We start from the raw sequence: 20,534 nt of genomic DNA, 5'->3' as shown, positions 1-20,534 counted from the left end.
TATATATGCTGGATACGAACTTGAGAAAAGGAGAACTGAAGATGAAAGACAAGATCTTTGGCGTGCTGCAGCGCGTGGGACGCAGCTTTATGCTGCCCATTGCACTGCTGCCTGTGGCGGGCCTGCTGCTGGGTATCGGCAGCTCGTTCACCAACGAAACCATGCTGGCGGCCTATGGCCTGAACAGCGTCATCCACCCCGGTACCTTGATCTACACCATTCTGGACGTGATGAGCCAGACCGGCAGCGCTGTGTTCAACAATCTGGCACTGCTGTTCGCCATGGGCGTGGCCATCGGCATGGCCCGCAAGGAAAAAGAGGTGGCGGCACTGTCCGGCGCGGTGGCCTATATCATTATGAATACAGCCATTCAGGCCATGATCAATGCGGCAGGCGGCGTGGACGCAATGCCTGCCAATTCCACCACCACCATGCTGGGCATCACAACCCTGCAGATGGGTGTGTTCGGCGGCATCGTGGTCGGTCTGGGCGTGGCGGCGCTGCACAACAAGTTCTATAAGATCGAGCTGCCGCAGGTGCTGGCCTTCTTTGGCGGTACACGCTTTGTGCCCATCGTCAGTTCGATTGTGTATCTGGTGGTCGGCATTGCCATGTTCTATATCTGGCCGGTGGTGCAGAGTGGTATTGCTGCACTGGGCGCACTGGTGCTGGCTTCCGGCTACGCAGGCACCTTTATTTACGGCCTGCTGGAGCGTGCGCTGATCCCCTTTGGACTGCATCATGTGTTCTATATGCCGTTCTGGCAGACCGCTGTGGGCGGCACCGCCATCATTGACGGCGTCACCGTGACCGGCGCACAGAACATCTTCTTTGCTGAGCTGGCTTCCAAGTCCACCACGGTGTTCTCGGTCAGCGCTACCCGCTTCATGGCCGGTAAGTTCCCCTTTATGATGTTCGGTCTGCCCGGCGCGGCGTTGGCGATGTACCAGTGCGCCAAGCCGGAAAAGAAAAAGGCGGCAGGCGGCCTGCTGCTGTCTGCGGCGTTGACGGCATTCCTCACCGGCATCACTGAGCCGCTGGAATTTACCTTTATCTTTGTGGCACTGCCCATGTACGCGGTGCACTGCGTGCTGGCGGGCCTGTCCTTCATGCTGATGCATATCCTGAATGTGGACGTGGGCATGACCTTCTCCGGCGGTCTCATCGACCTGGTGCTGTTCGGTGTGATGCAGGGCAACGCCAAGACCCACTGGGTATGGGTGATCGTAGTCGGTGCGGTGTACTTTGTACTGTACTACATCATTTTCCGCTTTATGATCTCCAAGTTTGACTACAAGACCCCGGGCCGCGATGATGCCGAGGAAGTCAAGCTGTACACCCGTGCGGACGTGAACGCCCGCAGCGCCGCTTCCGGCAGCACCGCCCCCGCAGGGGATGATCCGGTCAGCGCCCTGATCGTAGAAGGTCTGGGCGGTGCTGCTAATCTGTCCGACGTGGACTGCTGCGCAACCCGCCTGCGCTGCACTGTCAAGGACGCGGCGCTGGTCCGGCAGGATGTGCTCAAAGCCTCCGGTGCCTCTGGCGTGATCTGCAAGGGCAACGGCGTGCAGGTGGTGTACGGTCCCAAGGTGGCGGTCATCAAGGCAAAGCTGGAAGATTATCTGGAAAATGCACCCAAGACCTCGGCGGCGACCGCAGCACCCGCCCCGGCAACGGCTCCCGCAGCCCCGGCAGCAGCCGCAAAGGATACCGTGCTGTCTGCCTGCCTGAACGGCACCGTCGTCCCGCTGGCCGAGGTGAAGGACGAAGCCTTTGCCAGCGGTGCGCTGGGCGACGGCATTGCCATTGAACCCATCGACGGTGAACTGGTGGCACCTGCTGACGGTGAGATCTCCTCCACCTTTGAGACCCACCATGCCGTGGGCATGACCACGGCTGACGGTGCCGAACTACTGATGCACATCGGCATCGATACGGTCAAGCTGGGTGGCAAGCACTTTACCTACCTCGTCAACGAGGGTGACAAGGTGAAGAAAGGCCAGCCGTTGATCCGCTTTGAACTGGAAGCCATTAAGGCCGAAGGATATCCTGTGACCACGCCGCTCATTGTCTGCAATACCGATGACTATGCTGCCGTCGCGGCTAAAGCCAGTGGCGCCGTAAAGCAAGGCGATGCGCTTCTGGAACTGAAGCACTAAGCGTTTCTCCCAAACTGTAAGGCAGGGTTGTTATAAAGGGGGCTGTTGCAAAATAGCCCCAACGAAAAAAATGAGATAGACTTCCCCGAAAGGGGTTGCCTATCTCATTTTTTGTTGTAAGCTGAAACTGCAATGAACCAACTACAACATGAACAGTATCGCAGAGTTAATCAATCGGAATATCCTTGTTCCGACCATCCGAAAATACCTTTGATGCGGACAGAAAGCTGTGCAGAAGGACGCTCGCTAAACGAATACCTCCGAGGAATCTCGATCACCCTGAACGCCAGCTTTGACCAAGTGGAGCAGCTCAAGGCGGTATCAACCTACGATGGTGCGGAAATTTTTGAAGAAATTTCCGAAAGAGGGGCATAAAAGCGATGCGCTTGCCCGCAACACCATGCAAAACATCGAGAAAGAAGCGTGAAAGCGATGAATTTTCAAAAAGTACATGGATGACCCCGCCCGGTTCGCATCCGACTTCAGGGTTCGGAGCCCGGCACGGTCTGCCAAGGTTTTTTGAACATAAAAAACGCCGCATCGTACAAAACGATGCGGCAAATTGGTGGACCTAGAGGGATTCGAACCCTTGACCTCTCGGATGCGAACCGAACGCTCTCCCAGCTGAGCTATAGGCCCATATTTAGGGGCGTGACTCGGTTGGGCGACCAACCGACATACTCCCCATTTAAATGCCCACAACTCTGTGGGGCACAAAAGCGATACGCTTGCACTCCCAACTGAGCTACAGGCCCATGTGATGACCCTGTAAGTGTAACTCTGTCGGGGCGATTTGTCAAGCAGTTTCTCGCACAAATGCGCAGCCGTTTGTCCACCGCTCAGCGGTTGCCCAGCTGCCAGAAGGCCACCGCGCTGGCGGCCGCCACATTCAGGGAATCCACGCCGTGGGACATGGGAATTTTGACGGTGTAATCGCAGGCAGCGATGGTGCTGTGGGCCAGGCCGTCGCCCTCGGTGCCCAGCACGACGGCCAGCTTCGGCTCGGCGGCAAGGGCGGCATCGTCGATGCTCACCGAGCGGTCGCTCAGAGCCATAGCGGCGGTCTTGAAGCCCAGTTCGTGCAGCTGGGCGATGCCCTTTTCCGGCCAGTCGGCCGGGCAGCCGCCGATCTGCGCCCAGGGCACCTGGAACACCGTGCCCATGCTCACCCGCACTGCCCGGCGGCACAGCGGGTCGCAGCAGGAGGGTGTGATGAGCACTGCGTCCATGTTCAGGGCCGCCGCGCTGCGGAAAATGGCACCCACGTTGGTGGAGTCCACGATGCCTTCCAGCACGGCCACCCGGCGGGCACTGCGGCAAAGTTCCTCCACGCTGCGCGGGGCCGGGCGGCGGAACGCGCACAGCACGCCCCGGGTCAGCTCGAAGCCGGTCAGACCGGCCAGGGTCTCCCGGTCGGCCGTGTACACCGGCGCATCCCCACAGCGGGCCAGAATGTCTGCCGCAGGGCCGGTGATCTGTTTGCGCTCCATCAGCAGCGAAAGCGGCTGGTACCCGGCGTCCAGCGCCCGGGCGATCACCTTCGGGCTCTCGGCGATGAAGATGCCCTTTTCCGGCTCCAGCCGATTGCGCAGCTGCGCCTGGGTCAGCCGGGCGTAAACGTCCAGCTCCGGGGCGGAAATGTCTGTGATCTCAATGATATTCGGCATCAGGGGGTTCTCCTTTGGCAATGCATTTTCTCTATTCTAGCACATCCCCGCCGGGAATGCAAAAAGGTTGTTTTGTCTGCGCACAAAGCGGCAATTGCTCACGCTCCGGGGTCGGCATCTTCCCCGCTGATCTCCTCGATCTCCCGGCCCCGCAGCGGCGCAAAGGGCGAGAAGATCTTTGCCCGGCTCTGCAGGCTCATGCGGGGGTGTTTGCGGCGGGACTCCGGGCTGTCCGGGCGGCTTTTGTCCAGGATGTCCGCATACTTGCGGGCAGTCTCGCGGCCCAGCGCACTTTCTTGATATTCCTTCATGCCTTGTGCCCTCCGATCTGGCCGTTGCGCTGGCGCATGGTGGCCCCTTCCTCATAACTGCTGGCCTTGAGCAGCGCGTTCTTGCCGAACCGGTTCCGGATGTCCAGCATGGTCTGCTGCAGGCGCTTTTCCTTTTCCTGCTTCTGGGTGTCGTGGAACAAGTCCACCTGCTCGACGCCTGCATCTTCCTGCACCCGGTTGGCCGTCAGGTTGATGCGCCGCACCGTGAGGGCCGGGTCGGTGATGCGGCGGAACAGCTTCACACTCTGCTCCACGATCTGGCTTCCCAGGTTCGTGGGCGTTTCCAGCCGCACGGTGCCGTGGGCCGCCTTCGGCAGGGTGCGGCCATAGCGGTCGGTCTGGGTGGTGCCGCGGTAGCCGCCGCTATCCACATTCTCCCGGTCGTAGCCCACTTCCAGCGTCAGCGAGTCGGTGACGAGCTTTTTCTCGGTCAGGCGGAACATGAGCAGCTCCGCCATCTCCCGCACGATGAGCGCCGCCTTTTCATTGGTGTAGGGGCAGCCCAGCACCTGCCCTTCGCTGATGCTGTTGGTGCTGGCCTTATAACTCTTGATCTGGGCCATGCCGCAGGGCTCATACCCCCAGGCGTGGTCGATGAGGATCTCTGCGTCCACGCCAAAGGTATCGTAGAGCCAGTCCTCGTTCTGCAGGGACAGCCGCGCCAGCTCCCCCATGGTGTGGATGCCGTGGGCTTCCAGCTTTTTCACGGTGCCGGGGCCGGTCATCCAGAAATCCGTCATGGGGCGGTGGTCCCACAACAGATAGCGGAAGCTCTCCTCGTCGAGCTGGGCAATGCGCACGCCGTCCGCATCCGGCGGGATGTGCTTTGCCACGATGTCCATGGCCAGCTTTGCGAGATACAGGTTCGTGCCGATGCCCGCCGTGGCGGTGATGCCGGTCTCGGCCAGCACTTCGCGCACCAGCTTCATGGCCAGCTCGTGGGCCGTCAGCTTGTAAAGCGGCAGGTAGCTCGTCACATCCATGAAGACCTCGTCAATGGAATAGGGGTGGATGTCCTCAGGGGCCACATAGCGCAGATAGATTTTGTTGATCTGCTCCGACACCTGCAGATACCGGGCCATCCGGGGCGGCGCAACGATGTAATCCAGCCGGAGGGAGGGGTCCGCATTCAGGCGGGCGGCATCCGACGACGACGCCAGAAAGTCGTAACTGCCATTTTCCCGGCGCACGGCCCGGCGCTGGCGGATGGCCGCCTGCAGCCGCTGGGCGTTTACCTCTTTTGTGCGCTGGACCACCTCGAACAGCCGGGCGCGGCCCGGGATGCGGTAGGCCTTGAGGGAGGGCGAGACCGCCAGGCAGATGGTCTTTTCGGTGCGGGAGGCGTCGGCCACCACAAGGTTCGTGGAAAGCGGGTCCAGCCCGCGGTCCACACACTCCACCGAGGCATAAAAGCTTTTCAGATCAATGGCCAGATACACCCGCTGCTGTTCCATCCTGCGCCCCTCCTTAAAACAACTCTTTGTTTTAGTTTATCATAATTATTTGTTGTTTTCAAGAGGTTTCTGCGCAAAAAAGACCGGCGGTCCTTCACGGGCTGCCGGTCTTCCGAAACCGCTTTTTACAGGTTATTGTAGCGGTTGTATGCGTTGCAGATCTTGTTGGAGTTGTTGATGAGGATGTTCGTGCCCACGAAGGTGCCCACAAAGCACAGCAGTGCACCGAACAGACGCCACATCAGCACGGTGGTGCCGTTCTCCTGGAAGGTCATGCCGTAGCGCGGGGCGTTGGCAGCCAGACGGTTGCCCAGCTTGTACTCCCAATACAGCGAGTAGAGGCCGCAGGTCACGATGGACAGCAGGATATACTGCAGCAGGCCGCCGGTCTCCTGGCCGTCGCCGCTGCAGGCAATGTTGACGTCATGGGCCATCTTGTAGACGAAATAATAGGAATAGATGCCGCAGGTGATGATGCTCAGCAGAATGTAGGAGATCAGGCCGCGGTTATCGGTCAGGCGCTCCCCGGCATAGACCGTGTCGCCCTTCTGGATGGTGTCGCGCACCTCGTTGACGGCGCTGGTCAGCTCGCCCTCGGCAGACTGGAACACCTTGTTGGCCGATTCCGTCACCTGGGTCTGGGCCGAAACGTCTGCGCCGCAAGCCGGGCAGAACTTGGTGCCCGGCTGGATCTCTTTGCCGCAATGTGAACAGAACATTTTCAATTTCCTCCTTGTAAATACGAGATCACCCGGAAGGCCAGGCCGCTGCGCGGGTCAAACGCCACAACATTCCCGTCCCCCCGGAACATTCTATATACATACACGATGAGGAAAGCACCGATCATCGCGTACATACATCCCTTCAAAAATTTTCGGGGCAGCTTTTTCCGGCACAGCCAGAGCGCCGCGCCCACCGGCGGAAGCAAAAACAGCGGGTGATAATAAAACGCCTGCCGCAGGTCCAGCCGCAGAACGCTCAGCCAGGCGCGGGTCATGCCGCAGCCTGCGCAGGAAACGCCGGTCACCAGACGGATGGGGCAGCCGAACAGGCGGTTGAGCACCGCCAGCAGTGCGGCACTGGCCGCAAGGTCCAGCACACTGCGCAGTTCCCGTTTCTTTGTCGTCTCCATCTGTTTTATCAATTCCGCCTTTTTGATGAAATCCACCCTCAGTTTACCGCGTCATGCCGGTTTCGTCAATAAAAAACACGGATTTTACTCAAACGTTTCCGGCCTTCCATGTGTGGTACACATCCCCTTCCAGCGTCTTCCACTGGAACAGTCCATCCTCCAGCGTCATATAGCTGTGGGCGCTGCCTTCTTTGGGGATGCTCAGGGAACCGGGGTTCAGGTAGAGGTTCCCATCGCCGAACTCGGTCCACGCCGGGATGTGGGTGTGGCCGTGCAGCAGGATATCCCCCGCAGCCAGCGGCGGCAGGTTTTTCAGGTTGTGCACATGGCCGTGGGTGGCGTAGATCAGCTTCTCGCCCACCGGCAGCACGGCGTAATCGGCCAGAATGGGGAAATCCAGCACCATCTGGTCCACCTCGGCATCGCAGTTGCCCCGCACGCAGAGCAGCTTCTGCTTCAGGCTGTTCAGCAGCGGGATGACCTCTTTCGGTGCGTAGCCTTCCGGCAGGTCGTTGCGGGGGCCGTGGTACAACAAATCACCCAGCAAAAGCAGGCGGTCGGCCCCCTCCCGCTCAAAGGCTTCGATCATCTTTTTGCAGTAAAACGCAGACCCGTGCAGGTCGGACGCGATCATCCATTTCATGGCAGCTTCTCCTTATTATAAAGTATCCATTTTTATTGTAGCGTCCCGGCGAAAAATGGTCAAGTCTATAAAAGTCATACTTTTATATGCAAGAATCTTGACAAGCTGCCGGAGATGTGGTATCTTTAAGCCAATAAAAATCGTGTGGATTTTTACAGCAGTATGCTACTTTTCGCCACACAATGGTTCCTGTTGGAGCCATTGTGTGGCTTTTTTGCGTTTTAAACTTAGGAGTTATGTTATGAACGAAACCTTTATGAAAGAAAAACCGGTGCTGCCGCTGCTGGTGTCCATGGCGCTGCCCAACGTCATCTCCATGCTGGTGAACAGCCTGTACAACATCGTGGACAGCCTGTTCGTGGCCCGCATCAGCGAGGACGCCATGACGGCCCTTTCGCTGGTGTTCCCCATCCAGAACTTTGCCAACGCCATTGCCATCGGCTTTGGCATCGGCATCAATGCCATGATCGCGCTGTACCTCGGCGCGGGCGACCGCCAGAAAGCCGAGACTGCCGCCACCCACGGCATGGCGCTCAGTCTGGTGCACGGCATCCTCATCACCCTTGTCAGCATTGCCATCATGCCGGGCTTTCTGCGCCGGTTCACCAGCGATGAAAGCCTGATCGCATCCGGCATCACCTACTCCACCATCGTCTTCCTGTTTGCCACCATCAACATGGCGGCGCTGGCCTTTGAGAAGATGTTTCAGGCCGTGGGCCGCATGAAGGTGACTATGGTGGCGCTGATCTTCGGCTGCGTGTGCAACATCATCCTGGACCCCATCCTCATCTTCGGCCTGGGCCCGGTGCCTGCCATGGGCATCGCGGGCGCAGCCCTTGCCACCGGCATCGGCCAGCTGCTGAGTTTGTGCGTCTACCTCGTCGTCTACGCCCGCACCGAGCTGCCCATCCGCCTGCGCCGCAGCTGCCTGCGGCCGGACGCCGCACTGGACGGCAAACTCTATGCTATCGGCGTGCCCGCCATCCTGAACCTGGCCCTGCCTTCCCTGCTGGTCACCTTCCTCAACGGCCTGCTGGCAGCCTTCTCTCAGAGCTATGTGGTGGTGCTGGGCATTTACTACAAGCTGCAGACCTTTTTGTACCTGCCCGCCAACGGCATCGTGCAGGGTATGCGCCCGCTTATCGGCTACAACTACGGTGCCAAAGAGCACGCCCGCGTGAAAAAGCTCTACGAACTCACCCTCATCATGAGCGCGGCCATCATGGCGGCAGGCACGGTCATCTGCCTGTTCGCTTCCCGCCCGCTGATGCAGATGTTTACTTCGAACCCCGAGACCATCGCCTACGGCGAAACTGCCCTGCGCATCATCTGTCTGGGCTTTATCGTGTCGGCGGTGTCCACCACCTCCTCCGGCGCGCTGGAGGGCTTGGGCAAGGGTGCGGAATCGCTGGTCATCTCGCTGTGCCGCTATGTCATCTTCATCATGCCGCTGGCGGCCGTGCTGTGCCGTTTCCTGGGTGCAAACGGCGTGTGGCACGCCTTCTGGGTCACCGAGGTGCTGTCGGCGCTGGTGGCCTACCCGGTGTACCGCAAGGCAGTGGCAAAACGATAAAGCTATCCTGATTTTACTATTTGCGAGCCGGAAAAATCTGCAGATTTTTCCGGCTCACTTTTTCACAGAAAGGGGCCGCCGCCGTTCACGGCATCTTTCACTACGAGCTTTTTCCTGCACAATCTCCTAGTAATACAGTCGGATATCTTTGGCTATTCTGCCGAAGTGTATGAACACTTTATGGCCTCCTCTTGCAATTCCTATCAAAAAGATATAGAATGCAGGCAGAGAGTTATCCTAGCGCAACACTCTGATATGCGTGTTCGCTGGTTCTACGTTATTTGGAGGTGCATTTTATGAGCAGTCCGCTGCTGGAAGTCAAAGATCTACAGGTCACCGTCGGCGAGGAGCAGAAAGTCCTGCTGAACGGGTTAAACCTGACCATCAACGCCGGTGAGACCCATGTTCTCATGGGCCACAACGGTGCCGGCAAGTCCACCCTGATGAGCGCCCTGATGGGCGACCCGCGCTATACTGTCACCCGCGGACAGATCATCTTTAACGGGCAGGATGTGACCCACGAACCCGCCGATGTACGTGCCCGGGCGGGCATGTTCCTTTCGTTCCAGACGCCGGAAGAAATTCCCGGCATCACGCTGGAAAACTTCCTGCGCACCGCGCAGAACGCCATCACCGGCAAGCCGGTCAAGGTGTTTGCCTTCCGCAAGGAGCTGGCCCAGCAGATGGAAGCACTGGGCATGGACCCGGCCTACGCCGACCGCTACCTGAACGTGGGTTTCTCCGGCGGCGAGAAGAAAAAGAGTGAAATTCTGCAGCTGCTCATGCTCAAGCCGAAGCTGGCCCTGCTGGACGAGACCGATTCCGGTCTGGACGTGGACGCCGTGAAGACCGTGGCACAGGGCGTGAAGGCCTACCACAACGAGACCAATGCCCTCATCATCATCACCCATAACGCCAAGATTTTGGAAGGCCTGAAGGTGGATTACGTCCATGTGCTGGACGATGCCCACATCGTGCGCACCGGCGGCGACGAGCTGGTGAACGAGATCATCGAGGAGGGCTTCCATGCGGTGAAGGAGGACGAAGCAAAATGAGAGCCTTTGAAACCGAAAAGACCGATGTCGCCGAGGTAGACCGCAGCATTTACGACATCAAGGACGGCGAGAATGCCGCCTTTGAGGTGAACTCCGGCCTGACCCGCGACATCGTGGAGCAGATTTCCACCGAGAAGCATGACCCCGAGTGGATGCGCGAGTTCCGCCTGAAGGCACTGGATACCTACAACAAGATGCCGGTGCAGAACTGGGGCCCTTCCATCGAAGGGCTGGACATGAACAACATCGTCACCTATGTGCGCCCCAACACCGAGATGCGCGGCAAGTGGGACGATGTGCCCGAGGACATCAAGAACACCTTCGAGCGTCTGGGCATCCCCAAGGCCGAGCGTGCTTCGCTGGCCGGTGTGGGCGCTCAGTACGACTCTGAGGTGGTGTACCACAACGTCAAGTCTGAGGTAGCCGAGCAGGGTGTCGTCTACACCGATATGGAAAGCGCCCTCACCGGCCCCTACGCCGAGATGGTGCGCACCCATTTCATGAAGCTGGTGCCGCCCACCGACCACAAATTCGCGGCCCTGCACGGTGCCGTGTGGAGCGGCGGCTCCTTTGTGTATGTGCCCGCCGGGGTACATGTGGAAATTCCGCTGCAGTCCTACTTCCGCCTGAACGCCAAGGGCGCAGGCCAGTTCGAGCACACCCTGATCATCGTGGACAAGGGCGCTTACCTGCACTTCATCGAGGGCTGCTCCGCGCCCAAATACAATGTGGCCAATCTGCACGCAGGCTGCGTGGAAATTTATGTGGGCGAGAATGCCCGCGTGCGCTACTCCACCATTGAGAACTGGTCCAAGAACATGTACAACCTGAACACCAAGCGTGCCAAGGTGGAAAAGGGCGGCACCATCGAGTGGGTGTCCGGCTCCTTTGGTTCTCACACCTCCTGCCTGTACCCCATGAGCATTCTGGCCGGTGAAGGTGCCCGCATGGAGTTCACCGGCATCACCTTTGCCGGTGCCGGACAGGATCTGGACACCGGTGCCAAGGTGGTGCACGCTGCCCCGGGCACCAGTTCCCACATCACCACCAAGTCCATTGCCCGGGACGGCGGCATCTCCAACTTCCGCAGTTCCGTCACGGTGCTGCCGAACGCGAAAAACAGCAAATCCGCCGTTTCCTGCGAGAGCCTGATGCTGGACGACCGCTCCCGCTCCGATACCATCCCCGAGATGGACATCCGCTGCGACGCCGTGGATGTGGGCCACGAAGCAAAAATTGGCCGCATCAGCGAGGAAGCCGTGTTCTACCTCATGAGCCGCGGCCTTTCCGAGGAGGACGCCCGGGCGCTGATCGTGGGCGGCTTTGCCGAGCCCATTGCCAAGGAGCTGCCCGTGGAGTACGCCGTGGAAATGAACAACCTGATCCATCTGGAAATGAAAGGCAGCATTGGCTGAGAAGGGGGCGTTTTTGATGAATGATACAAACATGAACCGCCTGCCGGTGCCCACCTGGAACCAGTGCGGCGTGAATACGGCCCCTGCGGCCGCCGCCCTGCCGGAACCTGCCGGGGACTGGGGCGAAGCAAACTTTGCCGTCACCCTGCCCGCCGGGGTCGGCGAGAGCGAAGAAGAATTTACCGCCTTTGCCGAGAGCGGCATGGGCGCAGAGACGGATGCCTTTGTTCTGGAAAACGCCACCGTGCGCCATGCGCTCACCGTGGCTGAGGGCGTGACGGTGGCCGAACCTGCCGTGTTTGAGTTCACGCTGGATGCCGCCCACCCGAACGCTGTGAGCGTGCTGGACGTGGACGTGAAGGCAAACGCCAGCGTTACCCTTGTGCAGGTGCTGCGCGGCGACGCCGAAAACGGCGTGGCGGCAAACCTTGTGCGCATCCGCGCCGCCGAGGGGGCCCACGTCAAACTGGTGCAGGTGCAGCTGCTGGGCAGCCGTGCCCGCCGCTGGGACGCCGTGGCTGTAGAAGAAAGCACCTCTGCCCGCGTGGAGCAGGTGCGCGTGGAACTGGGCGGCAGCGTTTCTGCCTGCGGCACCCGCGCGCTGCTGGACCACGCCAAGGCCGAGTATGACCTCGATGCCGTCTACTTTGGCGGTGCCGAAGCCGTGCTGGACTACAACGATGTCTCGGTGCACACTGCCAAGGACACCCTGTGCGAGATGCACACCGCCGGTGTGCTGACCGGCCATGCCAGCAAGATTTTGCGCGGCACCATCGACTTCCGCCGGGGCGCCAAGCGGGGCGTGGGCCACGAGAGCGAGGACGTGCTGCTGTTCAGCCCCAACGCCCGCAACCGTACCGCCCCGCTGATCTTATGCGGTGAGGAAGAAGTGGAGGGCCAGCACGCGGCTTCCATTGGCCGCCTGGACGAGGAAAAGCTCTACTATCTGCGCTCCCGGGGCCTTTCCGAAGCGCAGGCCCGCCGCCTGATGGTGGATGCCCGCTTCGCGCCCGCACTGGATAAGATTCCGCTGGAAGCTCTGCGCACCGAAGTGCAGGAAGAAGCAGCAAGGAGGCTGGATGACCATGCAGAATAACCCCTGGGTCAAGGATTTCCCCATCCTTGCCGCCGATGAAAACGGCAACCGTCTGGTGTATCTGGACAGCGCCGCCACCACCCAGCACCCCACCCAGGTGCTGGACGCCGTAACGAACTACTACAAACACGACAACGCCAACCCCCACCGGGGCGTCTACGAACTGGCCATGCGTGCCACCGACGCCCACGAAGGGGCCCGCCACCGTGTGGCGCAGTTCTTTCACGCGCAGGACGATGAAATCGTGTTCACCCAGAACACCACCGAATCCCTGAATCTGGTGGCCTACAGCTACGGCATGCACTTCCTGCACGAGGGCGACGAGATCGTCATCTCGGTGGCAGAGCACCACTCCAATCTGGTGCCGTGGCAGCGCGTGGCCGAGGCTACCGGTGCAAAGCTGGTCTATCTGTACCCCAATGCTGCCGGATACCTGACCGAAGAAGAACTGGACAGGAAAATTACCGCTAAGACCAGGCTGGTGGCCGTGGGCATGGTGTCCAATGTGCTGGGCCTGCGTGCCCCCGTGGAAGCCATCGTGGCTCGCGCCCATGCCGTGGGCGCCGTGGTGGTGCTGGACTGCGCCCAGAGTGCCCCCCATATGCCGGTGGACGTGAAGAAGCTGGACGTGGACTTTGCCGCCTGCTCGGCCCACAAGCTGTATGCCCCCATGGGCATGGGGGCCCTGTACGCCCGTGCTGAACTGTTGGACAAGATGCCGCCCTTCCTCAGCGGCGGTGACATGATCGGTGCGGTGCATGAGCACAGCGCCACCTGGGCCGAGGGCCCCCGCAAGTTTGAGGCGGGCACCCGCAACGTGGGCGGCGAAGTGGGCTTTGCCGCTGCGCTGGACTATATGGACGCCATCGGCTGGGACGCCATGATGGCCCACGAGCACACCCTGCTGGACCGGATGCTCAAGGGCATGGCGCAGATGCCGTGGCTCACCGTCTACGGCGACCCCACCGCTGCCAATCGCTTCGGCGTGGTGTCCTTCAACGTGAACGACGTGCACCCCCACGACGTGGCCACCATTCTGGACGCCGGCGGCGTGGCCGTGCGTGCCGGTCATCACTGCGCACAGCCGCTGATGGACTTTCTCGGCATCGGCTCCTGCTGCCGCGCCAGCGTGGCTGTCTACAACACCGAAGCGGACGTGGACGCCCTGCTGGAGAATCTTGAAAATGTACGAAAGGTGATGGGCTTATGAACCTGAATGAACTGTATACGCAGGTGATCACCGAGAACAGCCGCAGCAAGGAGAACCGCCACCCGGTGGAGGGCGCTACCCACAGCCTGGAGGGCGTCAACCCCAGCTGCGGCGACGACATCACCCTGCAGCTGCGGGTGAAGGACGGTGTCATTGAGGATGCCGGTTTCATCGGCAGCGGCTGTGCCATCTCGCAGGCATCGGCTTCGCTGATGATCGACCTTGTCAAGGGCCGCCCTGTGGAGGAAGCCCGCCGCCTGATCGGGCTGTATTTTGACATGATCAAGGGCAAGATCACCCCGGAACAGCTGGATGATCTGGAGGATGTGGCCGCCTTGCAGGGCATCGCCCATGTGCCCGCCCGCGTCAAGTGCGCGGTGCTGGCATGGCACACGCTGGAAGAAGCGCTGGACGGCGAAGGCAAAGTGAAATAAACTTTTTCAAGCAGTCGAGGGAGAGTTTGCCAAAAACTCTCCCTCTTTTTTGTGCATTTTATTTGACATCTCGTTAAAAAAGCGGTAGAATGAATTGTTTGTTTTCCGGCATTGCGGCTGGAAAAAGGCGTATTTTAACAGAGGATGTGGGAAAATCATGATCGAAACGATCACGGCCGTCAATCAGGCGGTCAACAGCTTTATCTGGGGCATCCCCGCCATGGTGTGCATCATCGGTGTGGGATTGCTGCTCAGCGTGCGCACGGGCTTTTTGCAGATCCGCAAATTCCCCTACGCCATCAAAACCACCATCGGGCGCATGTTCCGCAAAAAGGACGCTTCCGACGGTGCCATGACCCCGTTTCAGGCGGTCTGCACGGCACTGGCCGGCACCGTGGGCACCGGCAACATCGCGGGTGTGGCGGGTGCCATTGCCATCGGCGGCCCGGGTGCCGTGTTCTGGATGTGGTGTTCGGCGCTGCTGGGCATGTGCACCAAGTTTGCCGAAGTGACGCTGGCCGTGCACTACCGCGAGCGCAGCGAGACCGGCGAGTGGGTGGGCGGCCCCATGTACTACATTAAAAACGGCCTGAGCAAAAACTGGCAGTTCCTGGCCGTGCTCTACTCGCTGTTCGGCGTGCTGACCGTGTTCGGCACCGGCAACGCCACCCAGGTGAACACCATCGTGGCCGCCATCGACACCGCCCTGCTGGAATACGGCGTGGTGGGCGGCGGTGCCCTTTCCACCCTGAACCTTGTGGTGGGCATCCTGGTGGCCATGCTGGTGGCCATGGTGCTGCTGGGCGGCATCAAGCGCATCGGCAGCGTCAGCGAGAAGCTGGTGCCCTTCATGGCGCTGTTCTACATCGTGCTGGCCCTGGGCGTCATGGTGCTGAACGTTGAGCGCCTGCCCTATGTGTTCGAGTCCATCATTGCGGGCGCGTTCAACCCGGCCGCCTTCACCGGCGGCACCATCGGCAGCCTGTTCGTCAGTATGCAGAAGGGCGTCTCCCGCGGCATCTTCTCCAACGAAGCAGGCCTCGGCACCGGTTCCATCGCCCACGCCTGCGCCGACACCAAAAAGCCGGCCAAGCAGGGCATGTTCGGCATCTTTGAAGTGTTCGCCGATACCATCGTCATCTGCACCCTGACCGCCATGGTCATCCTGTGCAGCGGCACCACCGTGAACTACGGCACCGCTGCCGGTGCCGAGCTGACCATCAGCGGCTTCACCACCACTTACGGCGGCTGGGCCTCCATCTTCACCGCTGTTGCTCTGTGCTGCTTTGCCTTCTCCACCATCATCGGCTGGGGCCTGTACGGCTCCCGGTTCCTGGTGTTCCTGTGCCGCAGCGACAAGGTGGCAAAGCCCTTTTTCGTGGTCTACTCCTTCGTGTCCATTCTGGGTGCGACGGTAGACCTGGGCCTTTTGTGGAGCATCGCCGACACCTTCAACGGCCTGATGAGCATCCCGAACCTCATCGCGCTGCTGCTGCTTTCCGGCACGGTGGTCAAGCTGACCAAAGAATTTTTTGCATCGGAAGGGTAAGCTTTCCCAATTTATTCCAATAAAAAACGAGCGCACTGTGTTTCATGCGTGATCCACAGTGCGCTCGTTTTTTCTGTTTATTTGTTATTTGCACAGCGCACGGACGGCATGTGCAAATTCCGCTTCATCCTTCACAAAATGATACGGCGCATATTCGCCGTATGCATTCGGTCGACTGATCGTTACCAGCTGCACCCCTTTTGGCACAGCTTCTTTATTCAGCCCGCGCTTCAATTCCACAAGGGCCTTGCCGTGCGCCGTTTTCAATGCATAGCACCCATGTCCGTTTTTATTTTTGGCGATCAGATAGCACATCTTCAAGCGCCTCCTTAAATGCTTCCAAATTTGTGATCTGCCCCTGTTCGTACAGCTGCCGCATTTTTTCGCCCACCTCTGCCGGATGCGCCTTTTTGTAAACGTAGTCGTGCAGCCAATCGTTCAGCTGTCGGTCCAGAAACGTGTTGATCTGTATCTCAATGGGATAATGGAAGTTATCCTTCCGGTAATACAGATGAACCCCTCGGTATCCATCGTCCTTTGCTTTTCCGTGTGACATATCGATCACTTTGATCTGCGGCACGCACAATGCCAAAGCTTCCTCATAAGAAGCGCAAAGGGAACGGAAGCCAAGAAGGTCATTAAACACCTTCAGCACCGGGCGATCCGGGTAGTACCTTTCGTACTTTGAACAAATCGACTCCTCGGATTTGACCCGGTAATCTATCGCGACCTCTCCGAGCGCCTTGCTGGCATCAAACCATTCCGCCGCAGCAAATGCATCCTGCAGCAGGGATTCTTTTTCAAATGCGTTGAGGTTATTTTTCAGAGATTTCTTCAGCTGGCTCTGATAATATTTCCAGCGACAACCCATTTATTTCCAGCAGTCCCATCCCATCTTCTCCTGTTCTGCCGTTCTTGATCTTATTGTAAGAGATACGCTGATTCCACATCCGTGTCAAGCCATAGAAACAAATGGGAAATCGTCAAATATTTTACTCCGCCATCTTCACCGGCACCCGCAGCACATTGTGCACCTGCTTTGTGCCGCCTTTTTCGGTGTAGCAGAACACCCGGCGGAACATCACCGGCTCCGGCACGAGGTTCAGCGCCCGGGCGCGCTCCATACAGTATTGGTATAAGCCCTTCTCGGAGCCATGCTCTGCCGGGATCTCCCAGGAGCAATAAATTTCCAGCACACGGCCCAGATGCAGCAGCTGGGCCGGTTCCTGCGGCGCAAAGCCCAGCTGTGCGGCTTCCGCCTGCTCCAGCCCCAGGCCCCACTCCATGCGCTCGGCATGGGCGTCATTGCCCCGCGCGATCTGTGCCGAGGTGACCACCGGCATCCAGTCCAGCCACTGGGGCAGCTGGTCGTAGATGCGGCTGTCCTGCACGAACTCCTTGCCAATGGTGTGGGGCAGGTACCACACGTCCGGCACGGTGCGCACGCTCCACTCGCCCTGCTCGCACAACCTGAGGGCTACCCGCAGGTTCTGCAGGCCCTGCAGGTGCATCTGCTGCTCGTGGAGCTGGCTTTGGAGCACGTTTTCCCGCTGCTGCAGCATTTCGGCCACTTCCTGCTCGGTGCAGTCGTTGATGCCTTTTTCGATCTGCCGCACCGAAAGGCCCATGTTCTTCATGCGGAAGCACTCCAGCACAAGGCTGGCGTCCCGGATATCATAGTAGCGGTAGCCGTTCTCCTGCACCCGGGGGTGAAGGATGCCCTTTTCCTCATAAAACTTGAGAAAATGCGTTGATACACCGGCCTTTTTCGCGAAATCGCCGATGGCATAATTCTGGGCGGCCGGGTCTCGGAAGCGTGCACACATGGCAGGAATGCTCCTTTCGTTTTGTGGGATACAACATCGTTTGACAAATATTTTACGTTTTTCCTCTTGACCTGTGTCTTTGCCGCAGGTGTAAACTAAAATATGGCAAAGTTAAACTTTTCACGAAGGAAGTTTGACGACTTGTTTGAAGTACCAAGAAGAAAAAGGAGAACAACATGGAAAAACTCTCTCGTAAGGGCTTTCTGAAAGTCGCTGCGGCGGCTGCCATGTCCGGCGTGACGGCTGCCGGTCTGGCTGCCTGCAACAACGGAAAGGCAGACAGCACCCCTGCTGCCTCCGGCAACGCGGGCATCTATACCCCGGGCACCTACACCGCTACCGAGACCGGTACCGGTGCCGTGACCGTCACCATGACCTTCAGCGACAGTGCCATCACCGAAGTGAAGGTGGACACCTCCAAGGAGACCATCGCACTGGCGGTGGATTCCGCTGCGGACTTCCAGGAAGCACTGATGGCCGCCCAGAGCTCTGAGATCGACAGCATTTCCGGTGCCACCATCACCAGCAAGGCCGTGAAGAAGGCAGCCGCAAGCTGCATTGAGCAGGCCATGGGTCTGGCCACCACCGACGAGCCCACCGAGACCGTGGACGACGGCACCCCGAAGTGGCTGGGCACCGCTCCCGTCATCGCTGACAGCGACATCGTGGACACCTTCGAGACCGAAGTTCTGGTGGTCGGCGGCGGCACGGGCGGCCTGTTTGCAGCCTGCAGCGCTGCCGAGAACGGCGCAAAGACCCTGGTCATCGACAAGGTGACCAGCGGCGGCATCCGCGACGACCTGGGCGCCATCGACAGCCGTTACCAGAAGGAATGGGGCACCAAGATCGACAAGTTCGATTACATCACCGAGATGACCAAGATCGCAGCCGGTCACATCGACCAGCGCCTGGTGCGCCTGTTCTGCGAGGAGTCCGCTGAGACCATCGACTGGTACGGCGATCGTCTGGCTGACCGCGGCGTGGAGCTGTGGCACGAGGCCGGCGGCGACGACGACGGCGACCGCTACATTCACTTTGCTACCGGCCACTCTCCCCGCTGGACCGGTTCCGACGACGGCACCGGCGAGACCCTGAACGGTGCAAAGGTCCTGACCGATTATGCCACGGGTCTCGGCGTCGAGTTCATGTACAACACCCCCATGGTGGAGCTGGTGAAGGAGAACGACCGCGTGGTCGGCGTCATCGCTGAGAACGAGGACGGCAAGTACATCCGCATCAACGCTTCCAAGGGCGTTATCATCTGCACCGGCGGCTACTCCCTGAACTATGACATGATGGAAGCCCTGCAGCCGGAGAATCTGGCCATCGTGGGCCGCAACGGTTCTATCCCCGGTGCTACCGGTGACGGCATCAAGGCCTGCATCTGGGTGGGCGCAAAGTTTGATGACACCCACAGCATGATGATGTTCGACCGCGCCGCCCTGAAGCCCGACGCAGTGCCCGGCCGCGAGCAGACCGAGAACGGCGAGAGCGGCTTCTTCTGGATGGGCAGCCAGCCGTTCCTGAAGGTCAACTCCAAGGGCGAGCGTTTCTTCAACGAGTCCGGCACCTACGAGGGCATCCTGCACGCCGACGAGTTCAACAAGGATCACTGCCATTATACCATTTTTGACTCCGATTGGACAACCTATATTCAGGAGTTCAAGACCCATGGCTGCAGCCGCATGTTCCCGTTCCCGAACAATGCGGACCCCAACATTCCCTATCAGGCTGTTGAGAGCGGCATGCTGCCGGGTCTGGTGGAGAACGGCTTCGTGTTCAAGTGCGACACCATTGCTGAGCTGGCTGAGAAGCTGGGCCTGCCCGCTGACACGCTGGAAGCAACCGTCGAGCGCTACAACGAGCTGTACGACAAGGGCGTGGACGAGGACTTCGGCAAGGAAGCCCACCGCATGAGCGCCATCCGCACTGCTCCCTTCTACGGCGCAAAGAACACCGGCTACATCCTGTGCACCATGGACGGCATTCAGATTGACCTGAACATGAACGCCGTGGATACCAACAACGACCCCATCCCGGGCCTGTATGTTGTGGGCAACGACTCCGGCGGATACTTCTCCGGCACCTACCCCAACCTGTCCACCGGCGCAGCCTGCGGCCGTACCGTTACCTTCGGCCGCCGCGCAGGCCGCATTGCAGCCACCGAGGGCATCTGAGCTCTTGACCGGCTGACTCTCTAAAGCTTTTTTCTTTTTTCTTTCTTCTTTTTTCTTTTTTCTCATAGAAGGCACGGCAGCTTTCTCCGCAAGGGAGGGCTGCCGTGCCTTCATTTTTGCATTTTTCGTGGAATTTCGGCATTTTTCTCTTGAAGCGGGCCTGCGTTCGTGCTATTGTATACAAGCAAAGATTCTTAGTATCTGTTCAGTTTTGCTTTGGGGAGGAATGGATATGCCTGAATTTCCGCGCTCGGATTTCCGCCTGCATGTGGGCTGGCGCAATATCAAGACCTCGGTCACGGCCATGCTGGTGGCCATGGTCTACTGCCTGATCGGCCGCAACCCGGCCTTTGCCTGCATCGGCGTCATCTTCGGCATGGGCACCGACATGCCGGATTCCATCAAGAACGGCGGCAACCGCCTGTTCGGCACCCTGATCGGCGGCCTGCTGTCCATTGCCGTGTTCTGGGTGTACCTGCACTTTTATCCGCAGGGCGGGCACAGCATGCTGCTGGCCGTGCTGCTGGGCATCGCCACCGTCATTCTGATTTTGCTGTGCCAGTATTTCTGGCCGGGCGGCGTGCAGCCAGGCGGGGTGGTGCTGTGCATCGTGCTCTACTCCACCCCGGTGGAGACCTACGTCAGCTACGCACTGAACCGCATTCTGGACACCACCATCGGCGTCATCGTCGCGCTGCTGGTGAACTATTTCCTGCCCCGGGAGCGGGTGGTCGCCCTGTGGGAGGGCTTTAAAAAGCGCATCGGCGCGGCAAAATAAGCAAAAAGATGGGCTCTGCCAGAAAACGGCGGAG

At 59.5% G+C, this 20,534-nt stretch carries 20 protein-coding genes and 1 tRNA gene; 11 read left to right on the top strand and 10 right to left on the bottom strand.

All coding sequences use genetic code 11. The annotated features are described in order from the left end of the window. The first annotated feature begins 41 nt into the window (after positions 1-41). Positions 42-2,159, top strand: coding sequence for a PTS sugar transporter subunit IIABC (locus tag CGS49_RS09560; protein ID WP_097801612.1), 2,118 nt, complete (start codon positions 42-44; stop codon positions 2,157-2,159). 132 nt (positions 2,160-2,291) lie between these two features. Then, complete coding sequence (locus tag CGS49_RS14035) at positions 2,292-2,534, top strand: hypothetical protein (protein WP_143405849.1); 243 nt, start codon at positions 2,292-2,294, stop codon at positions 2,532-2,534. A 188-nt stretch (positions 2,535-2,722) separates the two neighbouring features. Here the strand turns inward: CGS49_RS14035 and CGS49_RS09555 are convergent. From CGS49_RS09555 to yfcE, 7 genes are all read right to left on the bottom strand, one after another. Next, positions 2,723-2,798 (bottom strand) — tRNA-Ala (locus CGS49_RS09555). 200 nt (positions 2,799-2,998) lie between these two features. Further along, on the bottom strand, positions 2,999-3,826 hold the full coding sequence (locus CGS49_RS09550) for a TrmH family RNA methyltransferase (protein ID WP_097801611.1): 828 nt from the start codon (positions 3,824-3,826) through the stop codon (positions 2,999-3,001). 98 nt (positions 3,827-3,924) lie between these two features. Then, positions 3,925-4,137, bottom strand: a complete 213-nt coding sequence (locus CGS49_RS09545; RefSeq protein ID WP_097801610.1) for a hypothetical protein — start codon at positions 4,135-4,137, stop codon at positions 3,925-3,927. Continuing rightward, positions 4,134-5,612 carry a Y-family DNA polymerase gene (locus tag CGS49_RS09540; protein WP_097801609.1) on the bottom strand — a complete coding sequence of 493 codons (1,479 nt, stop codon included), beginning with the start codon at positions 5,610-5,612 and terminating at the stop codon, positions 4,134-4,136. Before CGS49_RS09540 ends, CGS49_RS09545 begins: the two co-directional genes overlap by 4 nt. 125 nt (positions 5,613-5,737) lie before the next feature. Then, entirely contained in the window at positions 5,738-6,331 is a 594-nt protein-coding gene (locus CGS49_RS09535; protein ID WP_097801608.1) for a DUF4234 domain-containing protein, read from the bottom strand. A gap of 2 nt (positions 6,332-6,333) precedes the next feature. Further along, the gene (locus tag CGS49_RS09530; protein WP_097801607.1) at positions 6,334-6,744 is read right to left on the bottom strand and encodes a DUF2752 domain-containing protein; all 411 of its coding nucleotides are present in this window, start codon (positions 6,742-6,744) and stop codon (positions 6,334-6,336) included. A gap of 88 nt (positions 6,745-6,832) precedes the next feature. Beyond that, positions 6,833-7,387, bottom strand: coding sequence for a phosphodiesterase (gene yfcE / locus CGS49_RS09525; RefSeq protein WP_097801606.1), 555 nt, complete (start codon positions 7,385-7,387; stop codon positions 6,833-6,835). A 241-nt stretch (positions 7,388-7,628) separates the two neighbouring features. Here yfcE and CGS49_RS09520 point away from each other — a divergent pair, with 241 nt between their 5' ends. From CGS49_RS09520 to CGS49_RS09490, 7 genes are all read left to right on the top strand, one after another. Beyond that, complete coding sequence (locus CGS49_RS09520; RefSeq protein ID WP_097801605.1) at positions 7,629-8,960, top strand: MATE family efflux transporter; 1,332 nt, start codon at positions 7,629-7,631, stop codon at positions 8,958-8,960. Between the two features lie 296 nt (positions 8,961-9,256). After that, complete coding sequence (sufC, locus tag CGS49_RS09515) at positions 9,257-10,015, top strand: Fe-S cluster assembly ATPase SufC (protein ID WP_097801604.1); 759 nt, start codon at positions 9,257-9,259, stop codon at positions 10,013-10,015. Continuing rightward, the gene (gene sufB, locus CGS49_RS09510) at positions 10,012-11,430 is read left to right on the top strand and encodes a Fe-S cluster assembly protein SufB (RefSeq protein ID WP_097801603.1); all 1,419 of its coding nucleotides are present in this window, start codon (positions 10,012-10,014) and stop codon (positions 11,428-11,430) included. The genes sufC and sufB overlap by 4 nt, the downstream gene beginning before the upstream one ends. 16 nt (positions 11,431-11,446) lie before the next feature. Next, positions 11,447-12,526 carry a SufB/SufD family protein gene (locus CGS49_RS09505; RefSeq protein ID WP_097801602.1) on the top strand — a complete coding sequence of 360 codons (1,080 nt, stop codon included), beginning with the start codon at positions 11,447-11,449 and terminating at the stop codon, positions 12,524-12,526. Next, positions 12,516-13,736, top strand: coding sequence for an aminotransferase class V-fold PLP-dependent enzyme (locus tag CGS49_RS09500; protein WP_097802243.1), 1,221 nt, complete (start codon positions 12,516-12,518; stop codon positions 13,734-13,736). Before CGS49_RS09505 ends, CGS49_RS09500 begins: the two co-directional genes overlap by 11 nt. Beyond that, positions 13,733-14,170 (top strand): Fe-S cluster assembly sulfur transfer protein SufU, encoded by a 438-nt coding sequence (gene sufU / locus CGS49_RS09495; protein ID WP_097801601.1) that lies wholly within the window; start codon positions 13,733-13,735, stop codon positions 14,168-14,170. The genes CGS49_RS09500 and sufU overlap by 4 nt, the downstream gene beginning before the upstream one ends. Before the next feature lie 157 nt (positions 14,171-14,327). Next, on the top strand, positions 14,328-15,719 hold the full coding sequence (locus CGS49_RS09490; RefSeq protein WP_097801600.1) for an alanine/glycine:cation symporter family protein: 1,392 nt from the start codon (positions 14,328-14,330) through the stop codon (positions 15,717-15,719). A gap of 84 nt (positions 15,720-15,803) precedes the next feature. Here CGS49_RS09490 and CGS49_RS09485 read toward each other — a convergent pair whose 3' ends face one another. The 3 genes from CGS49_RS09485 to CGS49_RS09475 all read right to left on the bottom strand — a co-directional run bounded on the left by CGS49_RS09485 (position 15,804) and on the right by CGS49_RS09475 (position 17,545). Further along, a complete protein-coding gene (locus tag CGS49_RS09485) occupies positions 15,804-16,034 on the bottom strand; it encodes a DUF6718 family protein (protein ID WP_097801599.1) in 231 nt (76 codons plus the stop codon). Continuing rightward, positions 16,009-16,590, bottom strand: a complete 582-nt coding sequence (locus tag CGS49_RS09480; RefSeq protein WP_143405848.1) for a RelA/SpoT domain-containing protein — start codon at positions 16,588-16,590, stop codon at positions 16,009-16,011. The genes CGS49_RS09485 and CGS49_RS09480 overlap by 26 nt, the downstream gene beginning before the upstream one ends. Before the next feature lie 121 nt (positions 16,591-16,711). After that, positions 16,712-17,545: a MerR family transcriptional regulator gene (locus CGS49_RS09475; protein ID WP_097801598.1), complete on the bottom strand. Its 834-nt coding sequence runs from the start codon at positions 17,543-17,545 to the stop codon at positions 16,712-16,714. Positions 17,546-17,721: 176 nt separating this feature from the next. Here CGS49_RS09475 and CGS49_RS09470 point away from each other — a divergent pair, with 176 nt between their 5' ends. Then, positions 17,722-19,722 (top strand): FAD-dependent oxidoreductase, encoded by a 2,001-nt coding sequence (locus CGS49_RS09470; protein ID WP_097801597.1) that lies wholly within the window; start codon positions 17,722-17,724, stop codon positions 19,720-19,722. A 232-nt stretch (positions 19,723-19,954) separates the two neighbouring features. Then, the gene (locus CGS49_RS09465) at positions 19,955-20,500 is read left to right on the top strand and encodes an FUSC family protein (RefSeq protein WP_097801596.1); all 546 of its coding nucleotides are present in this window, start codon (positions 19,955-19,957) and stop codon (positions 20,498-20,500) included. Positions 20,501-20,534 lie beyond the last annotated feature (34 nt).

Source organism: Faecalibacterium langellae (assembly GCF_002549775.1).
Lineage (GTDB): Bacteria > Bacillota > Clostridia > Oscillospirales > Ruminococcaceae > Faecalibacterium > Faecalibacterium langellae.
Note: the sequence above shows the minus strand (reverse complement) of the source record. Positions and strands in the feature narration are given on the sequence as shown.